The following is a 20404-nucleotide window of genomic DNA, read 5'->3' on the forward strand; positions in this document are numbered from 1 at the left end:
TTGGAATTATTCCTAAATACCACAAAAAAGATTTATATTTTTATGGTTTTATAATATCATATACTGAATGTCAACAAAGTTTTTCACTAATAAATCAAATAACAGTTTATTAAAAAAGTTCGAGGGAGTTTTTAATAACTTGCCGAACATACATAATTTCGATGCTTTAGTAGGCTATTTCAGAGCCACAGGCTATTTTAAGCTAAGACCATATTTAGAGAACATCCCAGAAATTCGCATTTTAGTTGGTATAAATGTAGATTTACTTTTAGAAAAGTATCATTCTGTAGGGCAACAATATCTTAAAGATCCACAAGAAACGAAAGACCAATTTATAGAGGCTCTAAAAAAAGATATTCAAGATGCTGACTATTCTAAGGAAATTGAAGATGGTATTGTGCAGTTCATAAAGGATATTGTAAATAAAAAGATAACAATAAAAGCACATCCAGAGAAAAACCTACACGCTAAAATCTATATTTTTAAACCTAAAGAATTTAATGAATATTCTACAGGAAGCGTAATAACAGGTTCTTCAAATCTTACCGAATCTGGATTAGGTTCTCGTGAAAAGTCGAATTATGAATTTAATGTAGAGTTACGAGATTACGATGATATTCGTTTTGCATCTGAAGAGTTTGAATTACTTTGGAGTGAATCAATAGATATTTTACCTGTTGATATTTCTGGATTAAAAGAGGAAACATTCTTAAATGACAACTTCACACCATTTGAGCTTTACATCAAATTATTAATAGAATATTTTGGAAAGCGTATTGAGTACGACCCAACAAATATAGATTTACTATTACCAGATAAATATTTAAGACTTACCTATCAATCAGAAGCTGCAATAGAAGGCTATGAGAAGTTAATGAAATACAACGGTTTCTTTTTAGCAGATGTTGTAGGTTTAGGTAAAACAATTGTTGCTGCAATAATAGCAAAGAAGTTTATTTTTGAAAATGGCTATCACTCTAAAATTTTAGTAATATATCCACCTGCATTAGAAGATAACTGGAAAACAACAATTAAAGATTTTCATATAGACAACAATACTTACTTTGTATCAACAGGAAGTCTTCACAAGGTTTTAGAAGATAAGTATCTAAATTACCCTAATCCAAATGAATACGATTTAATTATAATTGACGAGGCTCATAAATTTAGAAATGACACCTCTAATATGTATGAGAAGTTACAGACTATTACAAAAACAGATAGAAGAATACCAGGATCTAATGGTGATACTCGTAAAAAAGTAATGTTACTTTCTGCTACGCCATTAAATAATCATCCTGCTGATATAGAAAATCAAATCTATTTATTTCAAGATAAAAGAAATGCGAATCTTCCAAGTGTAAAAGATTTACAATCATTTTTCACACCTCTAAAAGATGAGTATGATGAATTAAAAAAAGATGATATTCTTGATATAGAAAAGGTTAAAGCTATTTTCGATAAAATCAGAGATAAAGTAATAGAACCTTTAGTAATAAGAAGAAGTCGTACAGACATTGTAAACAATGAAGACTTTAAAAAAGATATAACCGAACAAGGCATTGTATTTCCTAAAATAAATCCACCTAACGAAGTTAGATACGAATTTGACGATGATTTAAGTCAATTATTCGATACCACAATTACGATGTTAACATCAATGGATGAAAATAGAAATCCTGCTGATGGTATTGGTTTTTATAGATATAGGGCAATTGAGTTTTTAATAAACGAAGAAGACAGAAAAAAATATGGGAATGTAGAATCCATTTCAAAGAGGTTAGCTGCAATTATGAAAACGTTATTAGTAAAACGTTTAGAAAGTAGCTTCTACGCTTTTAAAATGTCATTGTCAAGGTTACATAAGAACACAAATCATATGATTAAGATGTTCGAGGATGGTAAAGTTTACATTGCACCAGACGTTGACGTGAATAAATATCTTAATGAAGGTAAAGAAGATGAGTTAGAAAAGAAAATGAATGAAAAAGGTGGAAATAACGAAACCTATGGTGATGAAGATTTTAAAGAGGATTTTATCGAGTTATTAAAAGGCGATGAAAAGAAAATAAAACTGTTAGTTGATGAATGGGCTAAAATTGATTACGACCCAAAATTAGATAAATTCATTACAGATTTAAAAACTAAATTCTTAAACAAAAAGAATAATCATTCTGGTAAATTAGTGATATTCTCTGAATCCAAAGAGACAATTAATTATTTGAGTGATTCGTTAAATGATATAGGAATTAAAAAAATATTGACGATTAGTGCAGCTAATAGAAAAGATAAATTCCCTACCATATTAGAGAATTTTGATGCAAATCAAGATAAAGCAGATTGGAAAAATGATTACAACCTAATTTTTACAACTGAAGTATTAGCGGAAGGAATAAACCTGCATCGTTCTAATGTCATTGTTAATTATGACGTTCCTTGGAACTCAACAAGACTTATGCAACGTATTGGACGTATAAACCGTATTGGTACAGAAGCAGATGAAATACACGTTTTCAATTTTTATCCATCAGATAAGTCAGACAATCAAATAAAATTAACCAATACAGCTATTAAAAAACTACAAGCATTTCATAGTGCTTTTGGTGAGGATAGTCAAATATATTCACAATTAGAGGAAGTTGGTGAAGCTGGTTTATATGGTTCTAAACTTAAAGAGGAATTAAATGAAACATTATTGTTTTTACAAGAATTAAGAAGTTTCAAAAAGAAGCATCTTAATACTTTTAATAAAATCAAAAGCATTCCTAAAAAATCTCGTATTGCTCGTAAATCGAATAATGTAGATTCTTTTATAAATGTAGATAATGCTTCAATTACATATATAAAAAGTGAAGGACATCCTGGGGTGTTTTATAAAACTGATGAAAATAATGTTGTACACGAGTTAACCTTTGTAAACGCTGCAACTATTTTTAAAGCAAATACTAAAGAAAAGGCAATTAAATTACCAGACAATCATCATAAACAAGTAACCAAAGCCTTAACTCACTTTAAAACAGTTGCAAAAAACATTGAAACCAAAAATGTAACAAAAGCGCAATTATCGGCTATTGAAAAGAGTGCAATTAAGGATTTAAGTTATTTCATTGGTATTGCAGAAAATGAATTTATTAAAAATCAATTGCAAAGAGCTTTAGACGAAATTTATAAGGGTTCACATAGGCAACTACCTAATAAATTGAATAAATTTTTTAAATCAAACACAGAAAATGATGCCCAAAAAGTAGTTGAAAAAGTGTTTAATGAGGTTTTAAAAAAGATGAACTTTAGTGATACTGCAAGAATAAAACAGCAAAGAGCATCACTATTTAGCAAACCACAAATTGTAATATCAGAATCCTACATCGAAAATAAATAATGGAAAGTACTTTAATCCAAATATTCAAAGAGAATTATAATCGAGATGCATTTGTGCAAAATGTTTTGATCCCAATATTTAAAGAATCTGTAAAAGATTTTGAATTGTATGATGCAGATGGTGAACAAGAACTTGAATTATCAGAAACGGAAAAACGTACAGCTAAAAGAGTTGTAAAATATGGTGAGTTTAATACACACGATAACCGTAAAATTGAATTATACGAAGTAACCGTTGAAGATTATAGTAAAGTAAAAATTGCACGTGTAGGTTTAGGTGCTATAGTTAAAAAATTAATTATTGGAAATAACGCAGCATTTGCAACATTTAAGTATGAAGATGTAATAAATAAGCATTGGCGTTTCTCTTTTATTGCTTACGATAGTTTTTTTGAAGAAGGTAAAGTACAAACCAAAGAAACTAACCCAAAACGTTACACCTATGTTTTTGGTGATGAAGATGAAACCTATCGTACAGCAATCGACCGCTTTAAAGAGTTAGATAGTAAGTTTCAAATCAAGGTAAAAGATATTCAAGATGCATTCGCTGTTGAGGCAATGTCAAAAGAATTTTTCGATGAATATAGAGAAACACATTATGCAAATTTTGTAAAATACTTAACAGGTGAAGAGTTTCAAAAGAAAGGTGGGAAATATAATTTAGTCAAAGTTCAAAATCCATCCCTTTTTTTAGCATCTGTGTTTAATGGTGATAAAAAGGACGCAAGAGATTTTTGTAAAAAGTTGTTAGGGCAAATTGTATTCCTATATTTTATTCAGAAAAAAGGCTGGTTAGGAGCTAAAAACATCAGTTATAAAGAAGGAAACGGAGATAAAAATTTTATACAGAATTTTTTTAAAGAAGCGGGTGAAAATGATTCATTTTATCCTGTTTGGCTATCTAAATTATTCTACGCTACATTAAATCAAAAAAGAACTAATGACGATTTTACGATGCCTGATGGTAAGGTGGTTAAAATCCCTTATTTAAATGGTGGTTTGTTTGAGAAGGAGTCTGAAAAGTTTGACCATTTGGTGTTTCCAAGTGAATTGTTTGCAGACTTATTTGAGTTTTTTAATCGCTTTAATTTTACCATTTACGAGAACAGTCCAGAGGAGCATACTATTGCAGTTGACCCAGAAATGTTAGGTCACATTTTTGAAAACCTACTTGAAGATAATAAGGATAAAGGTGCTTTTTATACACCAAAGGAAATTGTGCAGTATATGACACAAGAATCCTTAATAGAGTATTTGGCAACACATTTAGGCGTTAACAACAAAGAAAGTATTAACCAATTTGTAAAACAAAAAAATAAAGAAGCATTAACAGATACGCAACTAAATGAAATAAATAACCTTTTAGATAAAGTAAAAATATGCGACCCAGCAATTGGTTCTGGAGCATTCCCAATGGGTATGCTTCAAGAGATATTTGCTATAAAAGAACGTATTGCTTTCGATTTAGGTTTTATAGTTTGGAGTCCAGCTACCGTAAAAGAAAACATTATACAAAACTCTATTTATGGTGTAGATATAGAAAAAGGAGCTGTAGATATTGCCCAATTACGTTTTTGGTTGAGTTTAATTGTTGATGAGGAAGAACCTAAACCGTTACCCAATTTAGCCTATAAAATTGTAGTAGGTAATTCATTGGTAAGTAAGTTTGGTGATGAAATTATTGAAATTGATTGGGAAGTAGATGAAGGTACTCAAAGTAATTTATTTGGGAACCCTTACCAAGAAGATATACAAGTCTTACTAAAACAAATCTCTAAAAAACAAAAAGAATATTTCACAGCTAACAACAGTAATAAACCAAGATTAACTAAAGAAATTCGTTTACTAAAACTTAATATATTAAGTAAGCAATTAGAATTAATGATCAGTACAAATCCTTTTGATATTCAAAAAGGTAAGAAGCTATCAAATGCTCAAAAACATAGAAATGATGAAATAGATAGCTGGAAACGTACATTAAAGCAAATAAATGTATTAAAAACTAATAATAAGCTTTTTCATCATTTTGATTGGCGATTAGACTTTCCAGAAATATTAAATCCTATTGTAAATGAAAATACAGGTTTTGATATTGTAATCGCAAATCCACCTTACCTCGGAGAAAAGGGGAATAAAGAACTATTTCAAGATGTAAAAAAAGGGTTTTTAAAAAAACATTATAAAGCAAAAATGGATTTGTTTTATTTCTTTTTTCATATCAGTTTTGATATGTTAAAAGAAAAAGGGATTAGCACATTTATTACTACAAATTATTATTTAACAGCAGACGGTGCTGTGAAATTGCGCGAAAGTTTTAAAAAGGAAACTTCCCCTCTTACTCTTGTTAATTTCAACGAATTTAAGATTTTTGATAGTGCTTACGGTCAACATAATATTGTTACAATTTTACAGAAGTCTAAAGCGAATAATGTTGACTGTAAAATAATAAACACCAACAGAAAAGCGCTATATGATAAAGCGATTTTATCTGATATTTTATTAAATATAGATGTTGATACGAAATATTTTTATTCAAATAATATATTTGAAGGTAATAATAGTTACATAAGAATTAGTTCATCTAAATCAAGTCCTACATCTATTGTATTAAGCAAAATAAAGAGTAATCATAAACTACTCAAAGACTTTGTGAAAATTAATTCAGGATGTGATATAACCATAAGTAAGGTTACGAATAAGCATTTAAAAGACTTTAATGGAGGTTTAATCAAAAATGAAGGGGTATTTGTTTTGACATTAAATGAATTTAGGTCTTTAAATCTGAATGAATATGAAAAATCCTTAATTAAACCATTTGTTAAAAATAGTGGTATTAAAAATTATATTTATGAGAAGAGTAATGATGTATTAATTTATACGGATTGGGAAACTAATATTGAATTAATTCCAAACATTGTTAATCATTTAAAAAGATTCAAAGCAATCATTGATGACCAAAAGCATAGGTATAATGAGCCCACTTGGCCTTGGTTTAGTATTCATCGACCAAGAGAAATTGGAATATTTAATTCAGAGGATAAAATAATTGTGCCTTATCGCTCATTAAGTAACAATTTTGCCTATTCAAAAGAGCCTGTATTTTCTTCAAGAGATGTTTTCTTTTTAACAAACCCTAATAATATTAATACAAAGTATCTACTGGCTTTATTAAATAGTAAATTAATTTATTTTTGGTTGTATAATAAGGGCAAAAGAAAAGGTGAGACCCTCGAATTATATGCAACACCTCTATCGGAAATTCCTATTTCACAAATACAAAACGAAAGTCCATTAATAGTTTTAGTATCCTATTTATTGTTTTTGTTCAATAAAAAACACGTAGATATTATAAGTCATACTTCGAATGAAAGAATAGCTTCACATATACAGGAAGTATTAGATATGATGATTTATGAATTATATTTTGAAGATCATATGAAAGAAAAAGGTTTAAATGTTTTACAATTTATAAATCCGCAACCTATTGAAGATGTTAAAGAAGAAATAAAAATAGGTGAGATTATAAAAGACTTTTATTTATGGTATCAAAAACCAGAAAATGAGGTGCGTCAAAGAATTTTATTAATTGAAACACGTAGTAAAGATACTTTAGCTGTTATTAGAAAATCTGTTAACTAATGAGCAGAATTGATACTTTACAAATATATAATTTCAAGTTTTTTAATGAGCAAGAACCGATAAAATTAGATGGTAAACATTTATTGCTATATGGTGAAAACGGTAGTGGTAAAAGTTCTATTTATTGGGCATTATATACACTTTTTGAGGCTTCACAAAAGCACAAGGAAGATATAGAAAAGTATTTCAAACATCATTCTGTTCATCCTCAATCATTAGTAAATATTCATACAGAACCAATATATACTGGTGAGTCTTTATTTTATGATTCTTTTATAAATGTAAAGACAAAACATAAGCCACCATTGGAGTATAATGTTTCTTTAATAGATACGACTATTAAAGATGATACTGTAGCGAGAGAGATTAATCAAGCTTCAGACTTTATTAGTTATAAAGTACTCTATAAATTTCAAGACTTCTGGAATGGAAAGAAAATGGATTTAGCCGATATTTTTATTGGTCATATACTTTCTTATATCAACTTTCCAGCAAAAGAATTAATCCGTAATGGAAACTCAGTAACTTATACTAATGCTTGGGATATGTATAAGGAAATTAAAAAAGGACCTGGTAAAACAACTAATGACAGCGGTAAACCAATTCAGGTTTACAAAAACAGCCTTGAAAACACCACTTTTAACAACTTTGTATCTCACTTTAATGATGAAATGAAAGGTTTAATTGACTTTATAAATGTTAATGCGCCTGATATACTTAAAAAGTTGGGGTATAATATTATTTTTGAGTTAGATTATAGCGAAGTAATACCGTATAAAGGGTATACAAAATACGATCATAAAAAGTTTGAAATACTTTTTAAAATAACAAGTTATTTAGGTACGCCTATAACAATTAATAGACCTCAATCATTTTTAAATGAAGCTAAAATTACAGCAATTGCAATTGCAATTCGTCTAACAATACTAAAAAAACGAATAAATTCAGAAGCAGGGGATATTCTTAAGTTTATTGTATTTGATGATGTTATGATTAGTTTAGATATGAATAATCGAGATAGACTACTTGATTTTCTATTAAATCCTAATAATGATTTCACAAAAGACTATCAACTACTTTTTCTTACTCACGATAAGTCATTTTATGATTTTTTGGCTTATAAGATTGGCAAGTGGGATAATATGAGTAATTGGGTATGTAAAGAGATGTACACTGGTAAAAATGAGCTTACTAATAAAGAATATCCAATTATCATCGAGAGTGAATTAGAGTTTATAGATAAAGCTAAAAAATATTACGAAGCAAGAGACTTTACAGCTTCTGCTATTTATATTAGAAAAGAAATAGAAAAATTAGTAAACAAGAGATTACCTGATGAATTAAAACTTAAAACAGATGGTACATTTTTGTCTTTACAAACCTTATGGAATAATTTAATTGAAAGATATTCCTCTCTTAAAAAACCAATATCGAAAGATTTAAAAGAATTATTTTCTCAAACGAAATTGATGGTTTTAAATCCTCAAGCCCATTTTCAATCAATTTCATCACCTTTATATAAATTTGAATTAGACAGGGCTTTTCAGTTAGTTGATAAAATTAAAAGAGAATGCCCTATTCCAGAAAAAACAATACTACTTGGTAAAGGAATGAAATTGATATATAAACATCATTCTGAAAATTATTTATTGCATTTAGAATTAGTGTCAGATTTTACACTAAATCTATTTGAAGTAGGAGATAAACAGGTATTGCTTCCCAAATGTAAAATTCTAAACTGGTCATTTAAAAACATCAATTTTTTAGATGTTAACACATCTAAAATAATGAAGTATAATATTAAGAAGCCTATAATACATTCTTTGGGGAAAGTAATAGATACAAATGTGAATCATAGTTTGTTGCCGAATACAGTTGATTTATTTTTAGAAAACACTAAAATTGAAAATAGTATATGGGGTTTGAAAGAAATTGTTGATAAAGCAGAAATTTCATTTCGCTACGATTTTATCCATAGAAAAATGATTGCTTTTGTTTTGTAATATGAAGTTAGTTACTCTTGTCAATACCAAAAATGATAATCTAAATAACTTTATTAATTCTTGGTCAAAACTATATTCATTCTCAAATGAAGCTATTTATAGTAAATCAATAGTAAAAGAAACACTTACTAAAACAGATATTCAAAACTTATACAAGTGGAAGAATGGTATGAAATTAAGTGTATTAAAGCAAAAATCTTTAGACACTAAAATTAAAGTGAAACTCACAATTATTAATACTTTTAAAAAGAGTGATAGTATAGATATAGAAGCCTTTAAAATAGAGTTTAAAAAGGTGTCAGCAGTTTGGAAGATATTTTTATTGCATATTATAAAACCAAACAAATATCCTATTTACGACCAACACATTCACAGAACATTTTTGTTTATTCATAATGAAGATTGTAGTAATATTTCAAATACATCAATTAGTAATAAGGCTAAAGAGCAGTTTTATTTTGAAAGATACTTACCATTTATAGAATCACAAAACATTAAAGATTTAAAGAAATTGGATGAAGCATTTTTTGCTTTTGGTCAGTTTCTAAACACACGTAATTACAGCACACTATTACAATAATTAATTATGATAGATAGATTTACTAATTGGGTGAAATGGGAAGATAGAAACGATTTAGAAGGTTTAAACTATCCTGGTATTTATTGTATTGCAGTTTCAGGTAAATCACTCACTAAATTTAGTTTTATTCCAGAATTAGAATATATAGGAATGACTAATTCTAAAGGTGGTTTAAAAAATCGTTTAAATCAATTTGGTGCTACAATAAGAATGAAAAGTATAAATCACGGTGGTGCTGATAGATTCCTATATCAATATGAAGATTTTGAAGTGATAAAAGATAATATTTATGTTGCAATCTGTTCTTTTAAATGCGATACTAAAAACCCAACACCAAAAGATTTAAGAATTATGGGTGAAGTTGCAAAATGTGAATATGATTGTTGGGCAATCTACATAGAGAACAATGGAAGATACCCAAAGTTTAATGATATGAGTAATTCACTCAAATACAGTAAAACAAAGAGATAGTCAAGTCTACACAAGTTTAGCGTCTTTTATATTGATGTTAATAGCATATTGCAATTTGGTTGTCATTAAATCAAAATATTTGCTATCGTAGAATATTTCCTTTTCAGAACTGCTACTCTACTCTATTTTTGTAGTTCAAATATTTATTAATTCTTAAAACATTGTATTATGGCTTTAGACAAAGACTACGATTACACACAAGCAGAATTAGACAATCACTCTAATGTGCTTAACCCTAACAATGATGCATATCATGGTTCAAGAAAGGGAAATCAGTATTAAACATTAATTAAACGCCTCCTTAGTATTAATTTATTAAGGAGGTGTAAATTATTTATGGCAACATTAGAAGATATTATTAATCCACATTATAACAAGAAAAGAGGAATGACCGTTGGCTTCCTTATATCTGTAATATTTTGTTCTGAAAGAAAGGACATTGAAGATCAAGTTATCGTTATAATGTACATAGCTAACGCTATAGAATACGATTTAATAAAACATAATCGTGATAAATTGACAAAAAGATTCTTATTACAAAGAATTTTTGACCTATCGGCTAATAAAAAATATGTCTCTAAATTAGAACTACGTCAGTTAGTAAATATGGAAGATAAAGGAACTTTTAATAAATACTATAATAAGCATCTATTAGAGCTTGGACTAACGACAAATAAAAGATTTACACTTTCTGAACTTTATAAAATTTTAGAGATAAATCAAGGTAGCCATGATTGGAATAGATTGGCAGTCTATAGTAAAAGGGAATTGGCTAATGAATATAAGAATGGTAATTACGAAGATTTAGAGCTTGAAATGACCAATAAAATATTCGATTTTGAGACGTATAAGAATCGTGATTACATACTGCCAGCAGATGCTCACTTATTTATCAAAAACAAAGCTTCCAAAAAAGATAATAATATTGATATAGCAGACTACGAAAAAGATCAACTAAGCTTCTTTTTTTATTCATTCTTATTATATTCATTCAAAAGTCAATTTAATCCAAGGATCAAAAATTGAAATTTGAAATAATCGAACCATTGATGAACAATTGATGAACCATTGATTATGATAACAAATGTAATCTGAATGAGTCTTTTTGTACTCAAATTTTAAACATTTTAGATTTTTCTAAACTAATTTTTACCTTCTCACACTGTTTCCATAAAATTCTATTATGCTAAACATTTCAAAAACTCTATCCAAAACCCTACCTCTATATAATTTGCCTAATTTATCCAAGGCTAAATTAAGGTTTGGAGATGAATTAACTCGCTAGGCATATTGGTATTAGCTCTCATGCGATAAGAAGAACAAAAATTTAGTAGCATTACAATATATGTTTAGTGATTTAGTTGTAAAACTTAGAACTTTAGAAAAATCAAGTTGATCTTAGCAACACACATTGCAACAACACTGTTGATTTTATGTTACTAATATCAAATCATAGATAGACCACCGTTTATATGGCTTTTAGAACAAGCAACAACAAAACTGCAACAGTGTTGTTGCAATGTTTATTGATTAAATATGTTCAATTTAGTCCACTTTGAAATCCTTTTTGACTTTTTCTATTGAGAAATAATACTAAATTCATCATTATGAATAATAGATTTTTTTATTAATTTTTATTTTGTGATAAGCAATGCATTGTTGATTTTTTCTTTCAAAATATCACTCTTAAATGATTTCATATTAACAGCAGAGATAATATCGATAGAGAGTATTATTCCTCTTCAAACTTCCTTAAAATCAATTAAAGACATTTTCTAAATCACATTAAAAGCATCATAGTATGTAACGCTTTCATTATCTATTTTCTTAATAACGATAATTGCATCTCTTTTTTTTCAATTTTACTTGGGCTATAAATGACTCTCTTGTATTGCTCAATTCCTTCTTCTCATTATTAACAGCATTTACGGTTAAACCTAAATTATTATACAGATTATATACTGAAAGAAGAGACCCATAATCTGAATGCTCTATAATTCTATTTTAAACTTCTTTTATGGGAACTTTTACTTTTAATAATGTAAGAAACCTGTATGCAACAACCACATTGCTGTCAGATATCAATTTATTATGAAATTAGGATACTAACATTCGTTTTTTTTACTAAACTAGTAAAGTCTCAACAACAAATAATCAATAACTTTAATATCTATGTGTTACCAATACGGAATGAGAATAGAAAACTTGAGTCAAAGAGCAACCAGGAAGATTAGTTATTGAACGAAATGAATAGATTTTCTATCGTAGAATATTTCCTTTTCAGAACTACTCTACTCTATTTTTGTACTATAAATAATTATTAAGTCTTAAAATTTTTTATTATGGCTTTAGACAAAGATTATGAGTACACGCAAGCAGATTTAGAAAATCATTCGGATCAACTTAATCCAAACAATGATGAATATCACAATTCAAGAGAAGATAATTCGTGTAAATTTTATTAATTTTCAAAATTCACACCTCGTTGTAACTCACATTTTAATGGGGTGTTTATTTAACTATGGTTACACCAGAAGAAATATTTAATCCTTAGTATAATAAGAGTAAAGGCATGGCCCTTGGCTTTGTTATATCTGTAATATTCTGCTCTAATATAGAAGAGTTTGAGCGTCAAGTTATCTTTATAATGTATATCGCTAACGTTATAGATTATGATGCAATAAAACCTAATCGTGATAAATTAACAAAAAAATTCTTGTTACAAAGAATTTTTGAACTATCGACTAATAAAAAATATGTCTCCAAATCAGAACTACGTCAGTTAGTAAATATGGAGGATAAAGGAACTTTTAATAAATATTATGATTATCATCTATTAAAGCTTGGAATAACAACAAATAAAAAATTTATACTTTATGAGCTTTATAGAATTTTAGAGATTAATCAAGGTAGTCATGATTGGAGAAGAATGGCAGTTTATAGTAAAGGGGAATTGTCTAATGAATTTATGAATGGTAACTATGATGATTTAGAGCTTGAAATGACCAATAAAATATTTGATTTTGAAACGTATAAGAATCGTGATTATATATTGCCAGCAGATGCTCACTTATTTATAAAAAACAAAACTTCAAACGAGGTTAATAATGTTGAGTCAGCAGATTACGAAGAAGATCAACTTAGTTTCTTTTTTTATACTTTCTTATTATATGCAATTAAAAATCAAAATAAACAAAAAATTAATATTTAAGATTTATAAGTAATTTAGGAAAAGAAAACGAACCACTGGGAAATGCTTTGGATTTTTCGATTATACACAAAACCAGCAATTAATCATACACATTTTTATCTGTTTAGGCTTTACTGTAAATTTATTGTATTTCTACATTTTGGATAATTTGTACATCCTAAAAAGTCCCCATATTTCCCTGATCTCTTTGTCATAAAGCCACTTTTGCAATCGGTACAAAGAAATTTATCTTCTAAAATTTCAATATCTTTAAACGTCTGATTACAATTTGGATAATGGGAACATCCCAAAAATTGGTTGTCATTAGATGAGTTTTGCCTAATAACAAGTTTCCCTGTTTTACAATAAAGACAATTTGTAGTATTTAGTGTTCCTTCAGAATTAGATAATAAATAATTGTTATCTGTTAGTAATTCTTCTGCAAATAAAGAAACGTCAGAAGGTATTAGCAATACGACCTCGTTTCTAGTTCTTGTTAAAGCAACATAAAATAATCTACGTTCTTCTGCAAATCTATACTTTTCATCATCACTGAGTAAGAGAGACAAAATAGGATCGTCCGTCATTTTGTTAGGAAAACCAAGCAAATGATTCCTAAGATTCAATAGTATAACATTATCTGCTTCTGTACCTTTTGATCTGTGCACTGTTAGGTATTTAATGTCAACTTCTTCAAAACCCTGTACTTCTAATTCCCCTGTTCTTTCAATATATTTTACTCTGCTGTTTGGAGTTAGTTTTATTAAGTCATTAATATCAAAACTATGCCTCCCTAAAACCAATATTGATTTATTGCCATATTTATTTACAAGCGTTTGTATTTCGTTTATGAAAGTAGCTTCAATTTCTTCTGGCTTGAAATGAACAAATTTAACAGGATCTTCCAAAGGGTCTTTCATGGACTTTGGATTTTTGGAAATCTGCTTGGTGTTTTTCTGTATGTATTTTGAAGTAATATCTATAAGCGACTGTGAATTCCGATAAGTCTGTTCTATCAACAATTGCATAGACTCTCCAACATACTTTTTAAAATTGCTGAACAAAGAAATATCACTTCCTGCAAAACGGTAAATTGATTGCCAATCGTCTCCGACACAAACCAATTTCGCTCCTGTCAAATCCCTAATTTCTTTAATCAAGTTAAAACGAGAAAAGGAAATATCCTGATACTCGTCAATGATAATATACTGATATGAGTATTGAGGCATACTACTTTTTACAACATCAGTAGCTTGATTTATCATATCGTTGAAATCAATCTCATTTCTTTCTTTTAAAGTATTATTATATTTTTTCAGAATTGGAAGAACAAATTCCAAAAACATTTCTTGCCGTTCAAGCATGAAATGATTTTGGGTTTTAGTTTTGTGCGAAAATAAACTCATCAGTGAATGATGGTCTAAACGTCTTGATTTACTTAAATTGATAAAGCTTTCGATAAGTTTAATTATTTCTTTTCCGAAATTTTTATCATTATCTGATACTTTGGAGTAAATATTTTTCGCATCCCTTGGTTTAAAAACAACATTTTCTGCTTCCAACATTTCTCTAAGTTTCTCTAATAGAATGTTATCCCTGTTATAGTAGGAATAGGTTTCTAATAACTTAGTATTGTGTGTTGTATGGTTTGCCCTTTTTAGTTCCATTTCCTCAACATACTTTTCTTCATAAAATGGCGTGAGCCATTTTGCTCTGTTATTCTCATCTACACCAAAATGTTCTATATATATGTTATACTCTGTAAGGTAAAAGTCGGGACGATACATCGCCTCTCCAAAGGGATAAGGTTTTTCATATTCATACTCAATTCCATTCAAGTACAAGAAATTGGCTATTATGAGTTCCTCCACACTTTTTACTCTTTCGCCCTGTATGGTGTCAAGTTTAGAATTTGACACGATGTTTAAAGGTTCGCATTTTGATTTTAATGTCTGAAAATCAATTCCTTTTTCAGTGTCTATTTTTTCACCAATTGAATTGAAGTTATCATATTCTTCTGGAATGTTCATATAGCAAGCAACATATTGAATATATGATTGCAACACTTCCGAATCGTTGAAAATGTCCTGTTGCAAATACGCTTTGATAACTCCGCTTAAGGTGTTTTCATTTGTAACAGCAGGAGTGTCTGGATGATATTTTTTGATTATGTTATAACCAAGTTTATGAAAAGTGATTGCTTCTGCACCAAGTTCAATCTTTTTTAGTCGTTCGTTTAATTCTTCAACGGTTTTTTTAGTAAACGAAAGCAGTAAGATATCTTGAGGATTAATATTTTTCTTCTGAATAAGATATTTAACTTTTCCAAGGATGGTTAGCGTTTTACCCGAACCTGCACCAGCAATTATTAAATTTGAATATTCATCTGTTATCAATGCGGTGCGTTGCTGGTCGTCCAATTTTTTTCCTTCAATATTATCGAAATACGGTTTTAATTTTTCTTTCTGTGCTTTGACATAATTTTGATTGAAACGGACTATGTAGTTGTCAAAATTGTCAAAAATTTCATTAAATCGTTTAACATTTTCTTCTTTTTTGTAGAATTTGGTTTTGTTTTTAAAAAACTGTCCTACGATCGAATATTTTGATTTTATTTGGTCGCGTTGAACCCAAGTAACGTAATCATCAAATTTTTCTATGGTTTGGAAAAATGAAGTGATTTGGCGTAACTTAGAAAGGTAAGTGGCATCCTGATATTTTTTGGTTTCTGTTAATTGTCGATAAACAAATAGAAGACTAATTATTATAGCAGAAAAGATAATCCGAACCCAATTCATTCTATCAGTTAATGTTTTTTATACTTTGTATGTCTCATTATGATTGTGCTCTTGCCTGACATATAACGGTTAGTATATGAAAATAAAGCTACATTTAAATAGGCGATTTCTAAAATTCTCAGGTCATAATTTCTTAGTAAGAATTGCGTTGCCATACTGGTCAATGTAAAATGTTTCTGTTTTTCCGTTTAGTTGAGTTCGAACTAATTCATTAGATAAAAGTGTGATTTTATCATAATTGATTTTAAGTACTTCTACACCTGAGGAATTTACTAAACCATATTTTACAAAAATAAGCGGAAAGTTAATATGACCTTTTTTATTCGATGGATTCACTTCTCTTCTATGACTAAACCTAATTTTACCAAAAACAAACAACTTGTCATTATATGAGTGTAAGGTATTGTAATTGCTATTCTCACTCACTATTACTTGACTATCAGGCTTTACAAGACCAAGACTATTAAACTTCGTTATATAATGCATATATTCATAATAGTTATTTGTCGAGTAAATATTATTTTCAAAGAACTTAGGTTGAACTATATATTCTTGATTTTGGGCTAAACCTGAACTGTATAAAAAAAAATCATTTTCTAATAGAATAATATTTTTAAATGGTTTCAATAAATCTTCTTCGTTTTCGTCTTTTAATATGCAATACCCATCACCAGAATCTACTCTTGAGTTATTAATTGTGCTAAAAATGTCATTATAATTATATCTCTGATTATATGGAGTATCAGCTGTGATAGAAGTATATACAATTGGGTAGTATGATGATTCCACTAATTTAGTTTGACTTAAACTATAATCTGTTAAAGAATCATTTTCAATGATAATTGAATCTACTAAGATAGGATGAGATACATCAATTTCAGGATAATCATAACGATCAGAATGATAAGGTATTGCAGCAGTATATGAAATGTTTTGGGTTGATTCTTTCTTCTCCGATTTAGTGAATTTATTAATAAAAGAAAAAATACTGAGACATTTTTTATTTCTAGAAACATCAATAATTGTAGAGTCAAATGTCTTAACGGTCTCACCTTTGGAATTGATTTTCTTAAAACTTAAACTGTCAGCTACGTACGCGAAACCATTGCAAAAATCTGTCGCTTTGTAATACTTTTCTAAATTCATAGGAGTATATTTTTCATTATAGTAATTGAATATTGTAGTCTCAAAAATAAGTTTGGGCACTCTACTACTATCGGTATAAGTATTTGTCTCTTCAACCTTGAACCAACCTTCATTGAAATCTCCGAAGTAAATTTTTTCGTACCCTACTGTTAATTTGTTTTTGTTCTTTAACTTATTTCCATATTCATCCAAAATATATATAAATTCTCCTGTAGAGCATACAGCGTAACCATTCGAAAAATTTCTGACGTTATCGTATTCAGTATCTACTATAATATTGCCGTAAATATCAATAAAACCATATTTGTTCTTATTTTTTATTATTGCTTTACCCTCCATAAAGGGGTACACGAATATGTTATTCTTATTATCCAAGCTTCGACGTCTAATATTAGATATAAAAAGTTTACCTTCCACAGGTTCCTCGATTTTAAAATCACTTGGGTTGTTTTGATAATCAGAGAATAGTACAAATGCGTCTCCTGCATTATTTTCAAGATTAATAGCTCCGTGCTTTAGTGCATTAACATAAAGTGATAAAAACTTCTTTAAGACTTTGTTCAACTGTTCAATATGATTGCCAGATGATGTATTAGATAAACGTTCTAAATCATTTTTCAAAGCAGAATATTCCTTTTTTAATCCATCTGTTTTTAAGTCAGTATGCTCATCAATACTGTCAACAAAAAGTTTCACTGTTTTAAATAACGGAGACAAGTTTATCACCTTATTGACATTAGTATAAGAATAGACATTCTTGTTTAAGTTATTGACGTATAAATTCTTATTACTAATATTAACATCTGTTAAAGTATTATTATTTCCAAATTCTACTTCGTTACTCTGAGCAATTAATAAAGTAAAAGTGAATAATAAATAAATTGCTATTGTAAAATTTAGTTTCATATTAGTTCTCTTGTTCTATTTCTAAACCCTTAATTTCGTTATCATCCCCTATTTTTACTTCATTTTTACCTTCCTTAGATATGTTTTTTATAGAGAATGAGTCAATTTTATTACCATTTCCTATTTCTGTAGCATTACCCTTCTCAGTTTGAGGAGAGCTGATAATTGGTTCACTTGGAAACATTTTGTCTTTTACAAGAAAGAATAAAACAATAATCGCGACAAAAAATGTGATTAATTTATGCCAAATAGTAAATTTTTTTAAAAATGATTCTTTCATGTAAATATAGTTTTAATTTAATGTTGCTTAAGGTGCTCGATTATCGTTAGTTGCGAGGAAGTACACGATTCATATTCCGCACAATAATATATTCAAATGTATAATGATCGTAATATTAGCCAGATGTAGCAATTAAATATTTACGTACAATGTTAGCTACAGTTGTTTTAATTCATTAAACTCGTCTGAACTAAAATATCTTATAATATAAACACTATTAAAATCATTGTTAAAGCGTATTGTCTCGTGCTTTTCAAACGTAATTTCTATGCTTGCTGCAACTTCTATGGCTTTTGCTTTAGGAATTGCGAATCTTGATTCCAACGCTGTTGATATTTCACTAATATTTACTTTATTATTCTCTATATTTCCTTCAAGCTGAATAGCCACCAAAGAGGAGTTAATAACAGCATTAGGCCATTCTATAAATTTCATCAATTGTTGCGAAAATCGATTTTCTGATGAACTACCGTTTGCTGATTCTTTGATGGACTCTATATTATTTTCTATGTAAGATTTTACTACACCTACATAATCATTATTCATTGATACTGAATAATAGACTCCGGAAACACTTGTTGTCTCATCTGCTAATTTATTTAAGTACGCTCTAACGTTTCCACTACTTTGGACGTTATTCGCAATGAGCGTACTATCCACTTTAGCCTTTAATTCAGCAGTAAATTTTGAAACTTTTTCCTTAGAAAGTTTAAAATTTTTAGGGTTTAGTTCATAGCGTGTTGATACTAACTTTAGTCTAAAGTCTCGGTATTTATCTTGAAAAAGTATTTTCTTTTTTTCGTAAGGGTCAGGTTCATTGAAAATTTTATTTTTCAATTCCAAAAACTCACTATTATCAATTAAATCAGGATTTTTTGAAATCATTTTATCAAATCCTTTATTTTGATAGTATTCAAAATCAATTTGGTTTAGATGTTTGAAATTGCCATTGAGAGAAGATAAATCAAATAAATTACGTGTTTCAGCAGTCCCTACGTTTTTTCTAAAAGTCCCTACATTATTTAAAAATTCATAACTTTGTTTCTCTATCAATGGGTTTAAAACTGGGCTATAATATCTATCCTCTGAACCAAAAAAACCTTTTTGTCCATTTACTTCTTTGGCTTTAAATTCCAAATTAAACAATTTTATTTTTTCGTTATTTTTCCAAAATTGAGAATAAGATTTCAAAGAAAACAGGAATACAATAGAAATTAAAATGACTTTTTTCATAATATTTAATTGGTTGATTAGTAGAGTACTAAGGTAATTATAATTTTTGAAATTTTTTGATTCGGCTAGAATTGTTTTTAATTGCAACTAACTTGTTATACAGTAGCCAAACACACTTATATCTCATTATAACATCTGGACAAACATTCTTATTGTACTTCTTTCTTAGTTACAAAATTACTAAAATCTATAAGCTTATATATACGTAGTTCTACGTATATTTTAATAAAAATAAACAGGGTTATCTATTTACAGAAAAGCCTTAAATTTTAGAATCTGTCTTATTATCCACTAATCATCTTAAATAAATTTAAATTTAATTGTTCCATGAAAACCGAAATTACAAACCTTAAATTCGAAGTAAAAAAATTAACATCTAAAATAGAGGAATTGTCAAAACAACACTTAAAAATTTTTACATTATTGCAGAACCATTTAAGTTCACCCCAACTCAATACCTTAACTATACAACAGTTTAAAAAGAAACCTAAGGGAGAATACGTTGATATGGAAATTGTACAGTGGCTTTTAAATAGAGACGATATTAGAGAGAAATTCAATTTGGTAATTACACCTCAAATGCCAGCAGTACTTCACTATTTGAAAACTAATGATTCATCAATTTTTTACAATTATAAAAGAAAGAAACTTTAAAAAGGGTCAATCGAACCGTTGATGAACTGTTGATGAACTGTTGATGAACTGTTGATGAACTGTTGAATATGATAACAAATGTACTCAGAATGAGTAGTTTTGCACTCGAATTTCAACCACTTTAGA

At 28.4% G+C, this 20404-nt stretch carries 13 protein-coding genes; 9 read left to right on the plus strand and 4 right to left on the minus strand.

The window, feature by feature from the left end; all coding sequences use genetic code 11:
- The first annotated feature begins 139 nt into the window (after positions 1–139).
- The 8 genes from IM744_RS16515 to IM744_RS16545 all read left to right on the plus strand — a co-directional run bounded on the left by IM744_RS16515 (position 140) and on the right by IM744_RS16545 (position 13282).
- On the plus strand, positions 140–3379 hold the full coding sequence (locus IM744_RS16515; protein WP_241738359.1) for a helicase-related protein: 3240 nt from the start codon (positions 140–142) through the stop codon (positions 3377–3379).
- Positions 3379–7017, plus strand: a complete 3639-nt coding sequence (locus IM744_RS16520) for an Eco57I restriction-modification methylase domain-containing protein (protein WP_194509278.1) — start codon at positions 3379–3381, stop codon at positions 7015–7017. Before IM744_RS16515 ends, IM744_RS16520 begins: the two co-directional genes overlap by 1 nt.
- Positions 7017–9020: an ATP-binding protein gene (locus IM744_RS16525; protein WP_194509279.1), complete on the plus strand. Its 2004-nt coding sequence runs from the start codon at positions 7017–7019 to the stop codon at positions 9018–9020. Before IM744_RS16520 ends, IM744_RS16525 begins: the two co-directional genes overlap by 1 nt.
- 1 nt (position 9021) lies before the next feature.
- Positions 9022–9600, plus strand: a complete 579-nt coding sequence (locus IM744_RS16530) for a hypothetical protein (protein ID WP_194509280.1) — start codon at positions 9022–9024, stop codon at positions 9598–9600.
- 6 nt (positions 9601–9606) lie between these two features.
- On the plus strand, positions 9607–10071 hold the full coding sequence (locus IM744_RS16535) for a hypothetical protein (protein ID WP_194509281.1): 465 nt from the start codon (positions 9607–9609) through the stop codon (positions 10069–10071).
- 336 nt (positions 10072–10407) lie between these two features.
- Positions 10408–11097, plus strand: a complete 690-nt coding sequence (locus IM744_RS16540) for a hypothetical protein (protein WP_194509282.1) — start codon at positions 10408–10410, stop codon at positions 11095–11097.
- Positions 11098–12413: 1316 nt separating this feature from the next.
- Positions 12414–12536 (plus strand): hypothetical protein, encoded by a 123-nt coding sequence (locus tag IM744_RS20810; RefSeq protein WP_262893008.1) that lies wholly within the window; start codon positions 12414–12416, stop codon positions 12534–12536.
- Positions 12537–12643: 107 nt separating this feature from the next.
- Positions 12644–13282, plus strand: a complete 639-nt coding sequence (locus IM744_RS16545; RefSeq protein WP_194509283.1) for a hypothetical protein — start codon at positions 12644–12646, stop codon at positions 13280–13282.
- A 110-nt stretch (positions 13283–13392) separates the two neighbouring features.
- Here the strand turns inward: IM744_RS16545 and IM744_RS16550 are convergent, their stop codons facing one another.
- The 4 genes from IM744_RS16550 to IM744_RS16565 all read right to left on the minus strand — a co-directional run bounded on the left by IM744_RS16550 (position 13393) and on the right by IM744_RS16565 (position 19624).
- Complete coding sequence (locus tag IM744_RS16550) at positions 13393–16059, minus strand: UvrD-helicase domain-containing protein (RefSeq protein WP_194509284.1); 2667 nt, start codon at positions 16057–16059, stop codon at positions 13393–13395.
- A gap of 123 nt (positions 16060–16182) precedes the next feature.
- Complete coding sequence (locus IM744_RS16555; RefSeq protein WP_194509285.1) at positions 16183–18111, minus strand: WG repeat-containing protein; 1929 nt, start codon at positions 18109–18111, stop codon at positions 16183–16185.
- 1 nt (position 18112) lies between these two features.
- Entirely contained in the window at positions 18113–18391 is a 279-nt protein-coding gene (locus IM744_RS16560) for a hypothetical protein (RefSeq protein ID WP_194509286.1), read from the minus strand.
- Between the two features lie 156 nt (positions 18392–18547).
- The gene (locus tag IM744_RS16565; protein ID WP_194509287.1) at positions 18548–19624 is read right to left on the minus strand and encodes a hypothetical protein; all 1077 of its coding nucleotides are present in this window, start codon (positions 19622–19624) and stop codon (positions 18548–18550) included.
- Between the two features lie 327 nt (positions 19625–19951).
- Between IM744_RS16565 and IM744_RS16570 the strand changes: the two genes are divergently transcribed.
- Positions 19952–20278, plus strand: a complete 327-nt coding sequence (locus IM744_RS16570; protein ID WP_194509288.1) for a hypothetical protein — start codon at positions 19952–19954, stop codon at positions 20276–20278.
- The last annotated feature ends 126 nt before the right edge of the window (positions 20279–20404 follow it).

Source organism: Psychroserpens luteus (assembly GCF_015319355.1).
GTDB classification, from domain to species: domain Bacteria; phylum Bacteroidota; class Bacteroidia; order Flavobacteriales; family Flavobacteriaceae; genus Psychroserpens; species Psychroserpens luteus.

Bases quoted from the DNA above. Each gene is read 5' to 3' on its own strand.
- IM744_RS16560 (WP_194509286.1), bottom strand. From the start codon at position 18,391: ATGAAAGAATCATTTTTAAAAAAATTTACTATTTGGCATAAATTAATC.
- IM744_RS16570 (WP_194509288.1), top strand. From the start codon at position 19,952: ATGAAAACCGAAATTACAAACCTTAAATTCGAAGTAAAAAAATTAACA.
- IM744_RS20810 (WP_262893008.1), top strand. From the start codon at position 12,414: ATGGCTTTAGACAAAGATTATGAGTACACGCAAGCAGATTTAGAAAAT.
- IM744_RS16535 (WP_194509281.1), top strand. From the start codon at position 9,607: ATGATAGATAGATTTACTAATTGGGTGAAATGGGAAGATAGAAACGAT.
- IM744_RS16525 (WP_194509279.1), top strand. From the start codon at position 7,017: ATGAGCAGAATTGATACTTTACAAATATATAATTTCAAGTTTTTTAAT.
- IM744_RS16520 (WP_194509278.1), top strand. From the start codon at position 3,379: ATGGAAAGTACTTTAATCCAAATATTCAAAGAGAATTATAATCGAGAT.
- IM744_RS16545 (WP_194509283.1), top strand. From the start codon at position 12,644: ATGGCCCTTGGCTTTGTTATATCTGTAATATTCTGCTCTAATATAGAA.
- IM744_RS16555 (WP_194509285.1), bottom strand. From the start codon at position 18,111: ATGAAACTAAATTTTACAATAGCAATTTATTTATTATTCACTTTTACT.
- IM744_RS16565 (WP_194509287.1), bottom strand. From the start codon at position 19,624: ATGAAAAAAGTCATTTTAATTTCTATTGTATTCCTGTTTTCTTTGAAA.
- IM744_RS16540 (WP_194509282.1), top strand. From the start codon at position 10,408: ATGGCAACATTAGAAGATATTATTAATCCACATTATAACAAGAAAAGA.
- IM744_RS16530 (WP_194509280.1), top strand. From the start codon at position 9,022: ATGAAGTTAGTTACTCTTGTCAATACCAAAAATGATAATCTAAATAAC.
- IM744_RS16550 (WP_194509284.1), bottom strand. From the start codon at position 16,059: ATGAATTGGGTTCGGATTATCTTTTCTGCTATAATAATTAGTCTTCTA.